This is a genomic window from Pseudonocardia aurantiaca (assembly GCF_039526725.1).
In the GTDB taxonomy this organism is placed as follows: domain Bacteria; phylum Actinomycetota; class Actinomycetes; order Mycobacteriales; family Pseudonocardiaceae; genus Pseudonocardia; species Pseudonocardia aurantiaca.
In genome coordinates this window covers 272,553-290,176 of the sequence record NZ_BAAAJG010000026.1, presented here as the reverse complement: position 1 = coordinate 290,176, position 17,624 = coordinate 272,553, and the positions used below count along the sequence as shown (strand labels likewise).

The 17,624-nt window shown below is 72.6% G+C and carries 19 protein-coding genes; 11 read left to right on the top strand and 8 right to left on the bottom strand.

The genetic code is table 11. The features are described 5' to 3' along the window. Positions 1-57: 57 nt before the first annotated feature. Both ABD143_RS32435 and ABD143_RS32430 read left to right on the top strand, forming a co-directional pair. Positions 58-1,758, top strand: coding sequence for an ABC transporter family substrate-binding protein (locus ABD143_RS32435; protein WP_343985561.1), 1,701 nt, complete (start codon positions 58-60; stop codon positions 1,756-1,758). 11 nt (positions 1,759-1,769) lie between these two features. Beyond that, the gene (locus ABD143_RS32430; RefSeq protein ID WP_343985559.1) at positions 1,770-2,732 is read left to right on the top strand and encodes a hypothetical protein; all 963 of its coding nucleotides are present in this window, start codon (positions 1,770-1,772) and stop codon (positions 2,730-2,732) included. A 174-nt stretch (positions 2,733-2,906) separates the two neighbouring features. Here ABD143_RS32430 and ABD143_RS32425 read toward each other — a convergent pair whose 3' ends face one another. The 3 genes from ABD143_RS32425 to ABD143_RS32415 all read right to left on the bottom strand — a co-directional run bounded on the left by ABD143_RS32425 (position 2,907) and on the right by ABD143_RS32415 (position 5,726). Further along, positions 2,907-3,455, bottom strand: a complete 549-nt coding sequence (locus ABD143_RS32425) for a DUF2087 domain-containing protein (protein ID WP_343985557.1) — start codon at positions 3,453-3,455, stop codon at positions 2,907-2,909. A 75-nt stretch (positions 3,456-3,530) separates the two neighbouring features. Continuing rightward, positions 3,531-4,547 carry an acyl-CoA dehydrogenase family protein gene (locus tag ABD143_RS32420; protein ID WP_343985555.1) on the bottom strand — a complete coding sequence of 339 codons (1,017 nt, stop codon included), beginning with the start codon at positions 4,545-4,547 and terminating at the stop codon, positions 3,531-3,533. Between the two features lie 9 nt (positions 4,548-4,556). Next, the gene (locus ABD143_RS32415; protein ID WP_343985553.1) at positions 4,557-5,726 is read right to left on the bottom strand and encodes an acyl-CoA dehydrogenase family protein; all 1,170 of its coding nucleotides are present in this window, start codon (positions 5,724-5,726) and stop codon (positions 4,557-4,559) included. Between the two features lie 127 nt (positions 5,727-5,853). Between ABD143_RS32415 and ABD143_RS32410 the strand changes: the two genes are divergently transcribed. Together ABD143_RS32410 and ABD143_RS32405 are read left to right on the top strand one after the other, a co-directional pair. Further along, positions 5,854-6,096: a ribbon-helix-helix domain-containing protein gene (locus tag ABD143_RS32410; protein ID WP_343985551.1), complete on the top strand. Its 243-nt coding sequence runs from the start codon at positions 5,854-5,856 to the stop codon at positions 6,094-6,096. A 40-nt stretch (positions 6,097-6,136) separates the two neighbouring features. Further along, positions 6,137-6,529, top strand: a complete 393-nt coding sequence (locus tag ABD143_RS32405) for a hypothetical protein (RefSeq protein ID WP_343985549.1) — start codon at positions 6,137-6,139, stop codon at positions 6,527-6,529. A 10-nt stretch (positions 6,530-6,539) separates the two neighbouring features. On the opposite strand, the gene ABD143_RS32400 is transcribed toward ABD143_RS32405, so the two are convergent. Next, positions 6,540-7,295 (bottom strand): tyrosine-protein phosphatase, encoded by a 756-nt coding sequence (locus tag ABD143_RS32400; protein ID WP_343985547.1) that lies wholly within the window; start codon positions 7,293-7,295, stop codon positions 6,540-6,542. A 61-nt stretch (positions 7,296-7,356) separates the two neighbouring features. Beyond that, entirely contained in the window at positions 7,357-7,680 is a 324-nt protein-coding gene (locus tag ABD143_RS32395; RefSeq protein WP_343985545.1) for an NIPSNAP family protein, read from the bottom strand. Positions 7,681-7,960: 280 nt separating this feature from the next. Between ABD143_RS32395 and ABD143_RS32390 the strand changes: the two genes are divergently transcribed. After that, positions 7,961-9,085, top strand: coding sequence for a polysaccharide pyruvyl transferase family protein (locus ABD143_RS32390; RefSeq protein WP_343985543.1), 1,125 nt, complete (start codon positions 7,961-7,963; stop codon positions 9,083-9,085). Positions 9,086-9,160: 75 nt separating this feature from the next. Here ABD143_RS32390 and soxR read toward each other — a convergent pair whose 3' ends face one another. Next, positions 9,161-9,631, bottom strand: a complete 471-nt coding sequence (gene soxR / locus ABD143_RS32385) for a redox-sensitive transcriptional activator SoxR (protein ID WP_343985541.1) — start codon at positions 9,629-9,631, stop codon at positions 9,161-9,163. 51 nt (positions 9,632-9,682) lie between these two features. Between soxR and ABD143_RS32380 the strand changes: the two genes are divergently transcribed. The 4 genes from ABD143_RS32380 (at position 9,683) to ABD143_RS32365 (ending at position 14,522) form a co-directional block, all read left to right on the top strand. After that, complete coding sequence (locus tag ABD143_RS32380; protein WP_343985539.1) at positions 9,683-10,381, top strand: SDR family NAD(P)-dependent oxidoreductase; 699 nt, start codon at positions 9,683-9,685, stop codon at positions 10,379-10,381. After that, positions 10,378-11,466, top strand: coding sequence for an S-adenosylmethionine:tRNA ribosyltransferase-isomerase (locus tag ABD143_RS32375; RefSeq protein ID WP_343985537.1), 1,089 nt, complete (start codon positions 10,378-10,380; stop codon positions 11,464-11,466). The genes ABD143_RS32380 and ABD143_RS32375 overlap by 4 nt, the downstream gene beginning before the upstream one ends. A gap of 244 nt (positions 11,467-11,710) precedes the next feature. Further along, positions 11,711-12,514, top strand: a complete 804-nt coding sequence (locus tag ABD143_RS32370) for a transglycosylase SLT domain-containing protein (RefSeq protein WP_343985535.1) — start codon at positions 11,711-11,713, stop codon at positions 12,512-12,514. Then, complete coding sequence (locus ABD143_RS32365; protein WP_343985533.1) at positions 12,450-14,522, top strand: acyltransferase family protein; 2,073 nt, start codon at positions 12,450-12,452, stop codon at positions 14,520-14,522. The genes ABD143_RS32370 and ABD143_RS32365 overlap by 65 nt, the downstream gene beginning before the upstream one ends. 4 nt (positions 14,523-14,526) lie before the next feature. On the opposite strand, the gene ABD143_RS32360 is transcribed toward ABD143_RS32365, so the two are convergent. Both ABD143_RS32360 and ABD143_RS32355 read right to left on the bottom strand, forming a co-directional pair. Beyond that, on the bottom strand, positions 14,527-14,757 hold the full coding sequence (locus ABD143_RS32360; protein WP_343985531.1) for an RNA-binding S4 domain-containing protein: 231 nt from the start codon (positions 14,755-14,757) through the stop codon (positions 14,527-14,529). A gap of 35 nt (positions 14,758-14,792) precedes the next feature. Then, positions 14,793-15,359, bottom strand: coding sequence for a TetR/AcrR family transcriptional regulator (locus tag ABD143_RS32355; RefSeq protein ID WP_343985529.1), 567 nt, complete (start codon positions 15,357-15,359; stop codon positions 14,793-14,795). 72 nt (positions 15,360-15,431) lie between these two features. On the opposite strand from ABD143_RS32355, the gene ABD143_RS32350 reads away from it, so the two are divergent. Both ABD143_RS32350 and ABD143_RS32345 read left to right on the top strand, forming a co-directional pair. After that, complete coding sequence (locus tag ABD143_RS32350) at positions 15,432-16,958, top strand: MFS transporter (RefSeq protein WP_343985527.1); 1,527 nt, start codon at positions 15,432-15,434, stop codon at positions 16,956-16,958. Between the two features lie 81 nt (positions 16,959-17,039). After that, positions 17,040-17,537, top strand: coding sequence for a hypothetical protein (locus ABD143_RS32345; protein ID WP_343985525.1), 498 nt, complete (start codon positions 17,040-17,042; stop codon positions 17,535-17,537). Positions 17,538-17,624: the final 87 nt, after the last annotated feature.

The following is a 17,624-nucleotide window of genomic DNA, read 5'->3' as shown; positions in this document are numbered from 1 at the left end:
TGACGGCACCCCCAATTCGTCAGCAACTCCGCTACCGCGGATGGACCAGGAGGAACGATGAGACCGTCACGACGAGGAGCGGGGCTGCTCGCGCTCGCCGCGACCGCCGCGCTCGTGCTGAGCGCCTGTGGCGGTGGGGGAGGTGGCAGCGGATCCGTCGGCGACGTCGCCGGCGGTGCGCCTCCGCAGGCCGGGAACGACATCAACCCGGTCGCCTACGACCAGGTGCGCGACGGCGGCGACTTCCTCTGGCCGATCAACAGCCTGCCCCCGCAGTACAACCGCAATCAGCTCGACGGCACGGAAGCCGACACCGCGGACGTCATGAGCTCGATGGTCCCGCTGATCATGAAGGGTGATCCGCAAAGCGTCTACCAGCCCGACCCGAACTACCTCGAGTCGGCGGAGCTCACCAGCACCGACCCGCAGGTGGTGACCTACAAGCTCAACCCGAACGCGAAGTGGAACAGCGGGCGCCCGATCGACTGGACGGACTTCGAGGCCCAGTGGAAGGCGCTCAACGGGTCCAACCCGGCGTTCCTCGTCGCCGGCACGACCGGCTACGACGTCATCTCCTCCGTGACGCAGGGGGCGACGCCTCAGGAGGTGGTCGTCACCTACAGCTCGAAGTTCGCGGACTGGAAGGGCAACTTCCTCCCGCTCTACCCCCGGGAGACGAACTCCGATCCCAAGGTCTTCAACGAGGGCTGGATCAACCAGCCGATCAACGACCAGACCGCAGGGCCTTTCAAGTTCGAGAGCGTCGACGCCACCGCCAAGCGCCTCACCGTCGTGCGCAACGAGAAATGGTGGGGTGAGCCGGCCAAGCTCGACCGCATCGTCTACGTCGCGCTGGACCAGGCCGCGCAGGCGGACGCATACGCCAACGGCTCCCTGAGCTTCCTCGAGATTGGCCCGAGCGTCGCGACCTTCCAGCGCGCCCAGCAGGTGCCCGACACCGTCATCCGTACGGCGAACGGCCCCAACTACCGGCACATCACGTTCAACGGCGCCCCCGGGTCGATCCTCGAGGACCCGAAGATGCGGTTGGCGATCATGAAGGGCATCGACCGCAACGTCCTGACGCAGTCGCAGATCGGCCCGATCGTGCCCACCGCGAAGCCGCTCGGTAACCACCTCTACGTCGAGGGCCAGGAAGGCTATGAGGACCACTCCGGCGTGGTCGCCTACGACCCGGAGAAGGCCAAGTCCGAGCTCGACGCCCTGGGCTGGACCCTGCAGGGCAACGTCCGGGCGAAGGGCGGCAAGCAGCTCGTGATCCGCGACGTCATCCCGACCGGCACGCCGGTGAGCGAGGCGGAGTCGCGGATCGTGCAGCAGCAGCTCGCCGCGATCGGCGTGCAGGTGAACATCGACGCGGTGCCGAGCGACAACTTCTTCGAGCAGTTCGTGAACGTGGGCAACTTCGACATCACCCACTTCGCGTGGCTGGGCACGCCCTCCCCGATCAGCTCGTCGAGCGGCATCTACCGCCTGGTCCCGGACGCCGTCGGGCAGAACTATGGACGGATCGGCGACCAGAAGATCAACGACCTGCTGGTGCAGGCCAACGCCGAGCTCGACCCGGCGAAGCAGCGGGTGATCGTCAACGAGATCGACCAGGAGCTGTGGAACATCGGGCACTCGCTGCTCACCTACCAGCGCCCGGATGCCGTCGCCCTGAAGCCCAACGTCGTCAACTTCGGCGCCAAGGGCTTCGCGGACTACGACTACACCAAGATCGGCTTCGCCAAGTGAGGTCGTAGGCGTTGACCGGCAGCAGCGCAGCGGGCAGGGGGCGTCTCGGTGCCCTCCGCCCGCTGCGGCATGCCCTGCTCACCACCGGGATCGTCCTCGCCGTGTGCGGGGTGCTGGCCGGCGTCGCGGCGACCACGTTCGCTGCGGCGTCGGCGCATATCGGCGCCGCGACCGGCCGGGCCGAAGGCGTGGTTGAGGCCGTCCGCGACTCCGCCGTGCAGCTCCGCTGGACCCCACCCGGACGGGCCGAACGCGTCGACCTCGTCGAGGTGAGCGGGACACCGCCCGCACCCGGCACCCGCACCGAGGTGGCGTTCGACCCCGCCCGTCCCGATGGGCCTCTCATCCCGGGCGCCCAGATCCTCGTGGACGCCGACCGGGCGCTCACGACCCTCGCGTTCACCGTGGTGGTCGCCGTGCTCGTGCTGGCCGTGTTCGCCTGGCAGGTGGTCACCCGCAGGCGCGCCTTCGCGCAGCCCGCACGCTCGGTGCCGGTGCGCCGCGTCCGCTGGCAGGCCGGGCTCGCCACCCACTCGTACCTGGAGACCGACACCCACCCGCAGCGGTGGATCCCCGTGCACTTCGACCCGGTGCTCGTGGGCCTCCCCTCCCCCACGGTGGCCCGGCTCCACGGCGACCCGCTGCGCGACCGCATGGTCGCCGCCACCGTCCCCGGCCCCGACGGGGACCACCCGCTCGTCCCGTCCGGCCCGGTGCGGCTGGAGGAGCCGCACGGGCACCGCACCGACAACCCGTCCCGCCCCGACGACACCGTCGCCGCCCGCGCCGCCGCGCTCGCCCGCATGCGCAGGCAGCTGCGAGCCGACCTGCCGCTGGTGGTGCCGGCACCGTTCATCGGCCTGCTCTGGACCTACGTGGACCGCGGCGGCGTGGAGACATGGGCGGCAGTGACGGCCCTGACCGCGGCGATGGGCCTCTGGCTGGCCGCGATTCGGGGCTCCGACCCCACCTGACCCGCGAGTCGCCGGAAAACTGCGCGCGACTCGCGCGCACTCACACCCCGACTCGCGGGCGCGGTAGGCCCCGCGTTCCGCGAGTCGGGGTCTGGGTGCGCGCGAGTCGGGGTCTGGGTGCGCGCGAGTCGGGGTCTGGGTGCGTGCGAGTCGCTGCTTCCGCCGCGCTCTCTTTCAGGTGCCCCGGACGTCCGTCCACCCGCCGGAGCGCCAGTACTCGCCGCCCTCCCTGGCGAGCAGCAAATGGTCGACCAGGTAGCGGCGCAGCGTCGCGTGGTCGGTGCCACCGCCCTCCGTCCAGGTCCGCAGCACGGCGTCGACCTCGCGCTCCGGGTACCGGCGGCCCGGCTCGAAGCTCTGCACGACGTGCTCCAGCACGAGCCTGCGCTTCGCGCCCTGAGCGGGGAACGAGAGCAGCCGCCCGTCGCGTACGAACCGGCTGATCACCTGCTCGACGCCGGCGTCGGCGTACCCGAGGTCCTCCGCCTGCACGACGGGCGCCGCCGCCCGCGCCGCCTCCTTGAGCACCTCGGCCCGCACGTCGAGCGCGTCGTCGACGAGCCCGCCCGCCTGCAGCTTCTGCAGGGCCTTGCCGACCTCGCGGGTACTGAGCCCGGTGATCGCGGCGACGTCGGCGGGGCTGCGGGCACCCAGCACCAGCGCCGACAGGACACTGAGGCGGTCGGGCTCGGCGAGGAGCCCGACGATCTCTGCCGGAGTCACGCCGAGCGACGCTACCTGCCCCCCGACCGCACGCACCGTCCGCGGTCCGCGACGGTGCGTGCCGTCAGTCGGCCGTCAGTCGACCGTCAGTTCGGCGATCCGGGCGCGGTGGGCGTCCGCGTCGCCGTACTGGGCGGCCAGGCGCTTGGCGCGCTTGTAGAAGAAGTGCGCCTCGTGCTCCCACGTGTAGCCGATGCCGCCGTGATACTGGATCATCGCGGCCGTCGCGTCCAGGGCCGCGTCGCTCGCCTTCGCCTTGGCCACCGACACCGCGAGCGGCGTGTCCGGGAGATCGACGTCCACCGCGTGCGCGGCGTACAGCGCGGCGTGCTCGGCCATCGTGACGGCCACGTGCAGGTTGGCGAGCGCGTGCTTGATCGCCTGGAACGACCCGACCGGCACACCGAACTGCTGCCGCTCGCGGTCGTAGGCCACGGTTCGGGTGATCGCCTCGCGGGCGATGCCGACGAGGTCGGCCGCGACGAGCACCGTCGCCTGCGCGGTGAGCCGGCCGATCACCTCGGCGGTGGCGCCTGGCAGTGCGTCCCCCGACCCGGCCTCGACGTCCGCGAGCCGCGTCGTGCCGTCGTACGAGCCGCGCGGGGTGGTGCTCGCGTCCGTGACGAGCGCGAGCCCGGCACCGGACGGCGCAACGACGACGTCGGCTGCGGCGCCGTACTCGACGGCCGGGAGCGTTCCCGGTGCCGAGCCGCGCAGCGTGAACGCCCCGACGGCGGCGCCCGCGGCGAGCCGCGGCAACCAGGCTGCCCGCTGCTCGTCGGATCCGGCCAGGCGCACGGCCTCGGCGGCGAGCACCGTGCCGCGCCACGGCCCCGGCGCGACCCCAGCCCCCAGCGCCCGCGCGATCACCTGCGCCTCGACCAGTCCCAGTCCGAGGCCGTCGTGCTCCTCCGGGACGAGCACGGCGAGCCACCCCTGCTCGCCCGCGGCCTTCCACAAGGAGGCTGGGTTGCCGTCCGACTCCGGGGTCTCGACCACGCCGCGCACGGCGTCCAGGTCGAACCGCTCGCCGAGGTACGACCGCACGGCGGCGTCGAACTCGCGCTGGTCGTCGGTGAGTGCGAAGTACACGGCGACTCCCTACCGCGGCAGGCCGAGCACACGCTCGGCAGTGACGTTGCGCTGCACCTGTGACGACCCGCCCCAGATGGTGACCGACCGGGACCACATCGCCTGCGCGTGCAGGGGACGCAGGTCCAGCCCGTCGATCGAGTCGAGGGTGGCGTCCTCGCCGAGGACGTCGTCGAACACCTCCCAGAGGTCCTGGAACGCCTCCGACCACTGGAGCTTCGTCATCGACGCCTCGAACCCGAGGTCGCGGCCCTGTTCCACCTGCGTGAGCACGTGCATGGCGTGCAGCCGCAGGCACTCCAGCTCGGTGAGCACCCGGGCGAGCTTGTCGCGCACCACCGGGTCGCGGTCGCGGCCGAGCTTTCTGGCGACGGCCACGATTTCGTCGTACTGCCGGCGGAACTCCGTGTACTGCGCGATCCCGGACGCGCCGCGTTCGAACGACAGCAGCAGCATCGCCGTGCGCCAGCCGTCGCCGATCTCGCCGAGCGAGCCGGTGGCGGGCACGCGGGCGTCGTCGAAGAAGACCTCACCGAACTCGCTCGCGCCACTCATCTGCTTGAGCGGCCGCGCGTCGACGCCGGGCTGGTGCATGTCGATCAGCAGCATCGAGATGCCGCGGTGGCGCTGGGAGCCGGGCTCCGTGCGCACCATCGTGAAGATCTTGTCGCCGTGCACGGCGTTGGTGGTCCAGACCTTCTGCCCGTTGACGACGAAGTCGTCGCCGTCGCGGACGCCTTTCGTGGAGATGGCCGCGAGGTCGGAACCGGCGCCGGGCTCGGAGAAGCCCTGGCACCAGATCACCTCGTTGCGCAGCATCGGGCCGATGATCTCCTTCTTCTGCGCGTCCGTGCCGATGGCCATCACGGTGGGCGCGAGGAAGGTCAGGCCGAGCGCGTTGACGGTGCGGGGCGCCTGCGCGAGCACCGTCTCCTCGTCGTAGATCGCCTTCATGCCGGGCGTGCCGCCGCGGCCGCCGTACTCGGTGGGCCACGAGATCCCCGCGAACCCGGCGAGCGCCTTGTCGCGCTCCCAGTCGCGGCGCAGCCGGAAGCTCTCGGCGTCGTCGAGGGACTCCCAGAAGCCCGGACGGGTCCACTCGGCGGGGATGTTGGCCTGCAGCCACGAACGCAGCTCCCGGCGGAAATCCTCCTCCGCGGGCGTGTAGGTCAGGTCCACCTCGGCCTCCTCGCACGCTGGTTCAGCATCTGCGCCCACCATCGCATACCGACGAGTAACCTGCGTCGCCCGGCCGGGTTACCTGACGGTCGGTGAGCAGAAGCACCCGAAGCGGTACTCTCCGCACATGCGCACTGAGCGTGTGACCGTGAGCCTCCCGGCGGAGCTGATGGCCGAGGCGCGCAATGCGGTGCGGCGCGGATCCGCGCGGAGCATCTCGGCGTACATCGCGGACGCCGTGTCCGCCCGCCAGCTCCGAGAACGGTCGCTGGCCGCCCTGGCAGACCTCTACGGTGGTCCGCCCCCCGCGGACGAGCTCGCGCTGGCGCGGCGCACCCTGCGCCTTGTGCCGCCCGCGGCCGCCGTCTGATGCGCCACGCCTCCACTCCCGCCCACCCGGCTGCCACGGCATGATCGGCGGCCGGGTCCTCGACGCCACCGCCCTCGCCGCGTTCGCCATCGGCCGGCCGGTGTACGTCCGCGCTCTGGTCTGGGCGGCCGTCGAGGAGAACATCGTCCTCGCGATCCCGAGCACGGCGCTGGGCCGGGCGTGGGCGCTGCTCGAACCGGAGCACCACCCGGCCCTTCAGGTGCTGCTCGACCTGCCCAACACCGTGATCGACGAGCTGGGCACGGCGTCGGCCTGGGAGTCCGGCCTTTTGCTCGCCGCGTCCGGGCAGGACGACATCGTGGCCGGTCAGGTGGCCGCGAGCGCGCGGCGCCGGGGCTGGCCCGCCGTCACCGGCGAGCCGGGCACCCTCCGCATGCTCGACACCACGGTGACGATCGAAGAGCTCCCGTAGTGTCCCGCCCTCAGGAGCTCTCCGTCAGGCGTTTGCGGAGGTGCTCCAGGTCGGCTTCGTCGAGACCGTGGGCCAGCAGCCAGCCCGCCGCTCCGCCTGCCCCGTCCGTGCCGTGCTCGGCGTCGAGGGTGGCCAGCACCTCGGCCATCGCCGCCGCGCGGGGGATGTGCGGGGTGAGGTCGGCCGGCATCGGCTCACCCGACGCGGTGGTCCAGCGCCGGAACATCGCCTCGATCTGCTCGCCGGAGAGCGCGTAGTCCGCCACGACGGCATCGCGTTCCACACCGACCGCGTCCAGCACGAGCGCGACGAGCGTGCCGGTGCGGTCCTTGCCCGCCGCGCAGTGCACCAGCGCCGGGCCTGCGTCGACCGCGGCCAGCCTCCGCACCGCCGCGACGACGTTGTCCGGCCGGTTGCGCAGGTAGCCGAGGTAGATGTGCACCAGCGGGTCGACGCCGTCGGTCTCGGGCAGCTCCCGCCCGTCCTCCGGAATGAAGGTCAGGGCCACCGTCTCGACACCGGCGCGGGCGACCGCGGTCGGCCCGTCGCGCTCGATCTCGCGCCGCGTGCGCAGGTCGAGCACGAGCTTCAACCCGAACACGTCGACGAGATGCTCGACGTCGCCCGGGGTGCAGAAGTGCAGCGACTCGCTGCGCAGGAGCACGCCACCGCGGGTGGTGCCGCCGCCGCGCAGCGGCAGCCCGCCCACGTCCCGGACGTTGCTGAGGCCTTCGAGGGTGAGCCAGCGCTCCACGGATGCAGACACGCGCTCAACCCTTGCTCAAATGATCGCTGATTCCCACCCACCGCGGGTGAGGATCTCGGAATCAGCCGCTGAACGCCGCCGGGTTGAGCAGCCGCCTGCCCACCGCCACGACGATCGGGCCGTCGGCCTCACTCGCGCGCCGCACCTCGTTCCACTCCGGGTCGGCGCGGAACGCCTCCCACTTCGTGGCCATGTCGTCGTAGGAGTCGAACTTCATCACGTAGACGAGCTCGTTGGTCGAGTCCGCGCCCAGCTCCGTGACGGACATGAAGACGACCTCCATGCCGAGCCTCGCGAAGATGCCCAGCGTGTGGTCGTTGAACCGCTTGACGAGCGCCGGCATCCGCCCCGGCACGGTCGTGTACTCCCTGAGCTCGTAAATCATGCTCGGAGCGTATGCCGACGAGCGTGCGCCGCCGGCAAGCCCGTCACACTGCGGACCGACCGGGACCGACCGTGCAACGAGGCATCGCGCGGTGGGCGGCGTCCCCCGCGCCGGGAGCGCACATCGTGATCATCGACACGCCCGGAGGCATGCCGCCCGCCGCGCACGCGCCGCCGGTCGTGGAACACCCCATCCGGGCCAGTCCCGGTACGCCGTAGGCTGCGGCGGACGCGTGACCGCAGGTGGTCACCGAGACTCGCCGCCCGACACGAGGAACTCGATGACGGACCCCCGCACCAACCTGATCCGCCAGCAGCTCGCCGACCTGGGCAGGAGGCACGCCGCGCACGAGAGCCGCGGGGCCGCAGCGCCTCGCCACACCCGGGTGCTGATCATCGGCAACTTCGGCAACGGCAACACGGGCGACGAGGCGATGCTCGCCCGCACCCTGCAGGAGCTTCCCGACGACGTCGAGGTGCGCGTGATGTCACGCAACCCCCGGATGGTCGAGGCGCTGCACCGCGTCGCCGCGGTGCCCATGGAGGGCCTCCCGTTCACCAAGGCGCTCAAGTGGTGCGACGGCATCGCGGTCGTCGGTGGCGGCCTGTTCGGCACCGGCGCGTCCTCGCTGGTCAACGTCCTGCCGGCGATCGTGTGGGCGGCCACCGCCCGCGGCCGGGACATCACGTACCTGGCCATCGGCGTGTACCCGGGCACCCCCGACCGCGTCCTCGACCTGCTGCGCCGGTCGGTGCGCAAGCCCGGCCGCATCAGCGTCCGTGACGAGGTCTCGGCCGCCACCCTCGGCGACGACATCGTGGCGCCGGTGGTGGGCGACCTCGCGATGGGCCTCAAGCCCGCCCCGCCCGCCGACGCCAGGCGCGCGCTCGCAGCCGCAGGCGTCGACCCGGCGGTGCCGCTGCTGCTCGTCGCCCCGAAGGCGCTGCCCAACCCGATCCTCGTCGACGCGCTGCAGGAAGCCGCCGAGCGGCTCGCCCGCCGGTGGATCGAGCGCGGCGGCGCCGTCGCCGGACTCGCGATCAGCACCCACGCCGACTACGGCCTCGGCCTCGCCCGCCGCGACGAGGTGCTGGTGGGCGAGCTCGGCGAGCGGCTCGGCAGGCCGATCCCGGTACTCGGCCCGCAGCTGCCGCCCGCGCTCGCGAAGGCCGTGGTCGGCGAGGCGGACGCGCTGTTCGGCCTGCGCATCCACGCCCTGATCTTCGCCGTGTCCACAGGCGTGCCCTGCCTCGGCGTCGGCTGGGAGGAGCGCACCACGGCGTTCCTGGCCGAGCACGAGCAGTCGGCCATCAGCACCCGTCCGCCGGTGGAGGACCTGCACGCGTGGGTCGATCGGACGCTCCCGGCGCGCTGGTCCGCCCGCCCCCGCCTGCTCTCCTCGTAGGGGCCTGCCCACCCGAACGCCTGGAAAGCCGCATCAGGGCCGCTACCGCCTTGAATGTGGCTATCCAGGCATTTCTCAGACGCCCTCTGCCGGCGTGCGGCGGAGCATCGGGGGCAGCAGGCGGGCGCCCGGGCCCAGCTCCGCCACCCGGTCGCCGGGGTTGTACAGCCGGCAGCGCTGCAGCGACAGGCAGCCGCAGCCGATGCACGAGTCGAGCCCGTCCCGCAGGGCCACGAGCGCCTGGATCTGCTCGTCGAGCCGCCCTCGCCACGAGCGCGACAGCCGCGACCAGTCCGCCTTCGTCGGCGTGCGGCCATCCGGGAGCTGGTCGAGCCCATGGCGCACCTCGTCGAGCCCGACGCCGACCGTCCGCGCCGCCCTGATGAACGCGAGCCGTCGCAGCACCGAGCGCTCGTAGCGACGCTGCCCGCCGGCGGTCCGCGTGGTCCGCAGCAGCCCCTCCCTCTCGTAATAGCGCAGTGCCGACGGCGGAAACCCGCTGCGGTGGGCGACCTCACCGATGGTGAGCAGGTCCTTTGTGTCCAACGCCCCGTCCCCCCTTGACCTAAAGCTGACTTCAGGTCGCACCGTACCCGTATGACCTTCGAAACCGCCATCGTCACGGGGGCAGGTCAGGGCTTCGGGCTCGCCCTCACCACCGCGCTCAGCTCCCGCGGCACCACAGTCGTCGCCTGCGCCCGCGACGGCGGGCGGCTGCGGGCGGCCACGGCCGGCCTGCCCGGCGTCGTCGCGGTACCGGGCGACGTCACCGATCCCGCCTTCCGCGAAGCGCTCGTCGCCACCGCGCGCCGGCACGGCGGGCTCGACCTGCTCGTGCACAACGCGGGCGAGCTGGGCCCCTCCCCGCTCCCCGTGCTCGAGCACTACCCCCTCGACGCGCTCCGCGGCGTGTTCGAGACGACCGTGCTCGCCCCGCTCGCGCTCACCCAGCTCGCGCTGCCGATGCTGCGCGCGTCCGCGACGGGCACGGTCGTCTCCCTCAGCTCGGACGCCGCGGTCGAGGCCTACCCGGGGTGGGGCGGCTACGGGGCGGCGAAGGCCGCGCTCGACCAGCTCACCGCCGTCCTCGCCGTCGAGGAGCCGAGCCTCCGGGTGCACGCGTTCGACCCGGGCGACATGCGCACGGCGATGCACCAGCGGGCGTTCCCCGGCGAGGACATCTCCGACCGGCCCGAACCGGCGACGGTCGTGCCGGCGCTCCTGCGCCTGCTCGACGAGCGCCCGCCCAGCGGCCGCCACCGCGCAGCGGATCTCGCCGCCGGGAGCACCCGGTGACGTTGCGGCGGCCCGCCCCGGCGACGGAGTTCACAGTTCCCGAGGCGCTCGCGGCCACCGAGCCGCCCGAGGTGCGCGGCCTGGCCCGCGACGAGGTGCGGCTGCTCGTCGCGGGCCACGCCGGCCCGCCGCAGCACGTGCGGTTTCGCGACCTGCCGCTCGCACTGGCACCAGGCGATCTCGTGGTCGTCAACACCTCCGAGACCGAGCCGGCCGCCATCGACGGCCACCGGGACGACGGCAGGCCCGTCACGCTGCACGTCTCCGGTCCCGCACCGGACGGGCTGCACGTCGTCGAGCTGCGCACGCCCGGCGGGCGGCGGGTGACCGACGGCGTGGCGGGCGAGACCGTGCTCCTGCCGTGCGGCGTGGCGGCCACGCTGCTGACCGGGCACCCCGACCCGCGGACCGTCGCAGGCAGCAGGCTGTGGCGGGCGCGCATTCCGGTGGCGGGCGGGCTCCGGGGTTGGCTTGCTGCCGTCGGCCGTCCGATCCGCTACTCCTATCTCCACGGCGAGTGGCCGCTCGCCGCCTACCGCACGGTGTTCGCCCGGGCGGAACCCGAGTTCGGCAGCGCGGAGATGCCCAGCGCGGGCCGACCGTTCACCCCGGACGTGCTGACCGCGCTCCAAGCGCGGGGCGTCGGCGTCGCCGAGCTGGTGCTGCACACAGGGGTGTCGTCGCTGGAGGCCGACGAGGTGCCGCAACGCGAGCGGTACCGGGTGCCCGCCGCCACGGCGGACGCCGTCAACGCCACACGGGCCGCGGGCGGGCGCGTCGTGGCCGTCGGCACCACCGTCACACGCGCACTCGAGACCGTCGCCGACCCGGCCGGCCACGTGAGCGCCGGTGCGGGCTGGACACACCTGGTCCTCGGGCCCGATCGTCCGGCTCGGGTCGTCGACGGCCTCGTCACCGGCTGGCACGAGCCGCAGGCCTCCCACCTTCTGCTCCTCGAGGCGGTGGCCGGCGCGCAGCTCGTCAGCCGCGCCTACGCCGCCGCGCTGGAACACGGCTACAGGTGGCACGAGTTCGGCGACTCCTGCCTGCTTCTCCCTGCTCTCACCGCTCGTCGACGCGGCTGACCGCTCGACGCCCCGACGAGCGGCGTTCACCCGGTCGTGGGTGCCCGGTGAACGGCAGCTGAGCTGCGCTCAAACGCCACTACTTTCCTTGTCTGTGGGTAGGGGGGCCGAATAAGGTCTCGCCCAGCGTCACGATCCGATCACACGCGCAACCGAACCGGTCCTCCCCAACCGGTTCACCGGACCCCCGACCGGTAGCGCGGCCGAACGGATCGCTCCCCAGCGCTGGAAGGGCAGTTCTCTCTTGGCAGGACACCGCTCCCCCCGTGGTGCTCGCACGCCGCCTCGCACTGCCGGGCCGAAGCCGGCCCGGCACAACGCGGCGCACCGGCCGCCGCCGTCCGTCGGGCCGGCGTTCGGCACCACCGCGCTCGCCACGGCCGCCGCCGTCGGCGCGGTGGCCACAGGCACCTTCACCGCGCTCATCCCCACGCCGGGCGACGGCACCATCACCACGGCAGCGGCCGATGAGAACCCCTTCCAGGCTGTGCTCGCGGCAAACAGCGACGCCCTCAAGACGGCCACCGTCAACACCGCCGTTCTGCCGGTCGACTATGCGGACGACATCGAGGAGCAGGGGGGCGACGACCAGCTCGCACTGCTCGACAAGGCCTCCACGCTCGCCGCCCAGCTCGCCGAGCTGCACGCGAAGCAGGCCCGCGAGCAGGCCGAGCGCGACCGCATCGACACTGTGATCGAGCACGGCGGGCTGGACGGCTGGATCGCCGAGGCGCTGCGGATCATGGACCTGCCGCAGTCGCTCTCGCCCAAGCTCGAGCGGATCATCATGAAGGAGTCCGGCGGCAACCCGCGTGCGATCAACAACTGGGACAGCAACGCCCGCCGCGGCACCCCGTCGCAGGGCCTGATGCAGACGATCCCGTCCACCTTCCGCGCCTACGTGCACCCGGACCTGGCCGACCGGCCCATCACCGACCCGGTCGCGAACATCACCGCAGGCGTCCGGTACATGATCGCAAACTATGGGCTCGACACCCTCGAGGCGGGCGGCCGGACCAACAGCGCAGGGAACTACGTCGGCTACTGAGCACCTAACCGGACCACGAGCTCCGCGCCCCACCCTCCCCGCCCCGACGGCCGCAGCGCATTTCCGCCCGGAGCTGCAGGGCCTGCGCGCCCTCGCGGTGGTGCTCGTCGTCGTCTACCACGTCTGGTTCGGGCGGGTCTCCGGCGGCGTCGACGTCTTCTTCCTGATCTCCGGCTTCCTCCTGACCGGCCAGCTGGCCCGCGCGGCCGAGCGCGGCCGGCTCGAGCTGCGCACGCGTTGGAGCCGGATGGTGGTGCGCCTGCTGCCGGCGGCCGTGACGGTGCTGCTCGGCACGGTGCTAGCGGCCGCGGTCCTGCTCCCCGAGGGCCGCTGGAACCAGACCGTGCGCGAGGTCGTGGCCGCCGCGCTGTTCCTGGAGAACTGGCAGCTCGCCGCCGACTCCGTCGACTACGCCGCCCGCAACAACGCCACGAGCGTCGTGCAGCACTTCTGGTCGCTGTCGATCCAGGTCCAGTTCTTCCTGATCTGGCCGGTGCTCGTCGCACTAGTCGCTATGGTCGCCCGCGGCGCGATCCACCGCTTCCACACGCACCTGTCGATCGCGCTGCTCGGTGTGTTCGCCATGTCGCTGACGTACTCCGTCGCGCTCACGATCATCAACCAGCCGCTCGCGTACTTCCACACCCTGACGCGGCTCTGGGAGTTCGCGCTCGGCGGGCTCCTCGTCCTCTGGATGGGCCGGTTCCCCTGGACGCGGGAGGAGCGGGTGGCCTTCGGCTGGGTCGGAGTCGTCGGGCTGCTCGTCTGCGGTGCCGTGCTGCCGGTCGGTGCCGTCTTCCCCGGCATCGCCGCGCTGTGGCCCACCGCGTGCGGGGGGCTCGTGCTGCTCGCGGGCGTCACCCGGTCCCGCTACGGCGTCGACCGCCTGCTCACGCTGGGGCCGGTGCAGTACGTGGGCGGCCTGAGCTACTCCCTCTATCTCTGGCACTGGCCGGTGCTCATCCTGTTCATGGCGGTGCGGGAGCAGGACGGCGTCGGGTTCTTCGGCGGCATCGCCGTGATCGCGGTCTCCGTGACGCTCGCGATCCTCACCCACCGGTTCGTCGAGCAGCCGGTGCTCCGCCGCCGCATCGGGGTCCGCAACGCCTACCGGTTGGGCGCTCTCGGCGTCGCCGCCGTGCTGGTCGCGGCGGGATGCTGGCAGCTCGTCACGGTGCAGCGTGCGCACACCGCCCCCATCGGCGACGCGGCGCACCCCGGCGCGCTCGCGCTCGTCGACGGGCCACCGGCCGAGGCACCGCTGCTCCCCGCCCCGGTCTCGGTGTACGACGACTGGGTCCGCGTCGACCAGTGGGTGTGCGCGCCGATGGCCCAGTTCCCGTCCGACATGTGCGTCCAGCCCGTGGCCGAGCCCGAGAAGCGCATCGTGGTCGTCGGCGACTCGCACATGCAGCAGCTCTCCGGGGCGCTCATCCCCATCGCGCAGCAGCACAACTGGCAGATCACCGCCATCCTGCGCGGCGCCTGCCCGTTCTCAACGGCCTCCGAGGTAGTCGCGGACGAGCCGGACTGCCTTGCCTGGAACACCGCGGTGGCCGACGAGATCGCCGCGCAGCATCCCGACGCCGTCGTCACACTCGCCAGCCGGGACGTGCGGCCGGGCCTCACCGAGCAGACCCCGCCGGGTTTCGTCGCGCAGTGGTGGCGGCTGCACGGCCTGGGGATCCCCGTGCTCGCGGTCCGCGACAACCCGCGCTTCGACTTCTCGGTGCCCGACTGCGTGCAGCAGAACGGGCGCGGCGCCGAGGTCTGCGGTGTGGACCGGGCCGCCGTCTACGCCGATGTCCCCCCGTACGAGCAACGCGACGACGTGCCGCCCAACGTGACGTTCCTCGATGTCGCCGACGCCGTGTGCGACGGCGCCCGGTGCCCGGCCGAGATCGGCAACGTCATGGTGTACCTCGACGACAACCACGTCAGCGCCGCGTACAGCACGTCGATGGCGGCGCTGGTGGAGGACCAGGTCCTGGGCCTGTTCGACTGGTGAGTGGTCAGCCTGCTGCGACGGGGCGGGCGCGCTGACCGCCGACGGCCACCACGTCACCGGCCTGCAGCTGCGCGCCCCTGCGCGTCTCGACGCGCCCGTTCACCAGCACCTCGTCGGCCTCCAGCAGCGTTCTCGCGTGCCCGCCGTCCTCGGCGAGCCCGGCCAGCTTGAGGAACTGGCCGAGCCGGATGGGGCTTTCGGCGATGGGGACGTCGTGGATCGGCGCTCGCGGCACGCGGCCATCCTCCCGCAGGTCGTGGTGGGGTCGCCTCAGTCGGTCCGGAGGCGGCGCAGCGCGTCGACCATGTCGCGGGCCGACGGCGCCTGCTCCGGATCGACGAGGTGCTGCAGGACGAAACCGTTGACCAGGGCCATGGCCAAGGAGCCGAGGGTGGCGGCGGTCCTGTCGTCGACGTCGTCCACATCGACCTGAAGGATCATCGCCGGGAGCTCGCGCCGGGCACGGCGGTAGGCCTCGGCGATCTGCGCGCGCACGTCGGGGGCGAACTCGGCCTGGGCGAAGCCCTGCACGCTCGCCGCGGCCATCGGCCGATTCTGTCCGAGCGCCTCGACGAGCCCCGTCAGGAAGGCCTCCAGCCGGTCGAGGGGCGCGTCGCCGCTCCTGCGATCGACCGCGGCCTCAATGGTCTCGTCCCAGTCGTCGAAGGAGTCGATGACGGCCGCGTTGAGCAGCGCGTCCTTCGATCCGAAGTGGTAGCCGATCGACGCGAGGTTGGTGCCGGACGCGGCGACGATGTCGCGCGCGGTCGTGTGGGCGAAGCCCTTCTCCGCGATGCAGCGCTTCGCGCCGGCCAGGAGATCCTCCCGGTGTCCCATGCGCCGAATCCTAGTCTGCCGCCCATACGGGCGTACTAGACGCGCGTATAGGACATTCGTATAGTTCGCGACATGACCGACGTGACCGAGCGGGCGGGCCGCCGGGAGTGGGCCGGGCTGGCCGTCCTCACCCTGCCCGCCCTGCTGGCCTCCATGGACCTCTCCGTGCTGTTCATGGCCTCGCCATGGCTCGCGGCCGACCTCCAGCCCACCGGTCCGCAGCTTCTGTGGATCCTCGACGTCTACGGGTTCCTGATGGCCGGGCTACTACTCACGATGGGCGCCCTCGGCGACCGGATCGGCCGGCGCAAGGTGCTCCTGCTCGGCGCGGCGGCGTTCGGCGCAGCGTCCGTGCTGGCCGCGTACTCGACGACCACCGAGATGCTCATCCTCGCCCGCGCCCTGCTCGGCGTCGGCGGCGCCACGCTCGCCCCGTCGACGCTCGCGCTGATCCGGACCATGTTCCGCGAGGAGACCGAGCGCCGCGCCGCGATCGGCGCCTGGACGGCGGCCTTCACCGGTGGTGTCGCGCTCGGCCCGATCGTCGGCGGGCTCCTGCTCGAGCACTTCTGGTGGGGCTCGGTGTTCCTGATCAACGTCCCGGTCATGGTGGCGTTGCTGGTGATCGGCCCGCTCCTGTTGCCCGAGTCGCGCGAGGCGGCGCCGGGGCGCTTCGACCTTCCCGGCGCCGCGATGTCGATCGTCGCCGTGCTGCTGCTCGTTCACGGCGGCAAGGAGATCGCGCACGTCGGCGCGGTGCACTGGCCCGGCGCGACCGCCGTCGTCCTCGGCCTGGCGGTCGGCGTGGTCTTCGTCCGCCGCCAGGCCCGGCTCGCCGACCCGCTCGTCGACGTCCGCCTGTTCCGCAGCGGCGCCTTCAGCAGCTCGTTCGCCGCCTACACCGTGATCGTCGTCTGCAGCGCGGGCATGGGGCTCCTCGCGGTGCAGTATCTGCAGGTGGTGCTCGGGATCGCCCCGTTCGCCGCGGCGCTGTGGCAGCTCCCCACGATCGCGGGCACGATCATCGGCATCTTCGTCGCCACGACGCTCGGCAGGGCGGTGCGGCCGGCAGCGATCGCCGTCGCCGGGCTGCTCGTCGCGGCCGCTGGGTTCGTGCTGGTCAGCACGTTGGACGTGGAGTCGTCGGTGGTGGCCCTGATCGGCGGCTACACCGTGCTGACCGCAGGCACCGGCATGGTCGCCGCCCGCGCGATCGACGTGATCGTCTCCGCCGCCCCGCCCGACCGCGCCGGCTCCGCGGCGGCGCTCGGCGAGACGGGCGCCGAGTTCGGCGGCGCGCTCGGAATCGCCGCGCTGGGCAGCATCGCCGCCGCCGTCTACCGGGCGGGGATCGTCGGCGAGCTGCCCTCGGGACTCCCGCCCGGCGCGGCGGAGGCGGCCACTGCGACCGTCGGCGGGGCGGTCGGGACCGCCGAGCAACTCCCGACCGAACTCGCCGAGCCCCTGTTGACGGCTGCGCAGCGGTCGTTCGCCGAGGCCTTCACGACCACCGCCCTCGTCGGCGCCGGCCTGCTCGTCGTCACGGCGGGAGCGGTCGCGCTGCAGATGCGGAACGCCCGGGAAATGCAACGCTCATGACCGCCGGGAACGCTACGTTTCGCCCATGGGTTCGAACTCTCGCCTGGCGCAGCTCGACTCAACCCGCGCCGCCTGAGCCCTGTGCCACCCGTGCTCCTGCGGAGCTTCCAGCGGCTCACCCGCGTCGCCCAGCTCGAAGCCGAGGGAATGCTCGTCGGCGACTGGGACCACGTGCCGCCCGCCCACCGCGACGCGTACCGGGCGATGGCGGCGGCGATGTCGCGGGCCGGGGTCGACACGGCCGGTCGGCCCCCGATGTGGGCCTGGCGCGGCCCCCTCCGGCTGCTCGACGCGGCCCTGCTGCTGAATCCGGAGCACGAGCTGAGCACCGGCTACGCGACGGTCGAGTTCGCGGCCCCCGCCGAACTCGTCGTGGCGTCGGACTACGGCGCATGGAACGACTTCCTCGAAGCACTCTTCCTCGGCGAGCCCGCGTCGTGGGAGCCGGCGGCGAGCAGCCGCTCGGTGCGGGGCCCGGAGCAGGTCTGTCTCCCGTTCCTACGGGCCGAATGGGTGCGCGATATGCGGTCACTGCCGAGGACCGGCTGGGACGAGCTCGACTGGTCCCTTCCCGCCTGAACCGGCGCCGTCCGGGCGTCCGGACCATCCGCTGCGCGCTCCTGGTTGCCCGGGCGCAGGAGGCGTTCGTATCAGGGCCGCAACTGA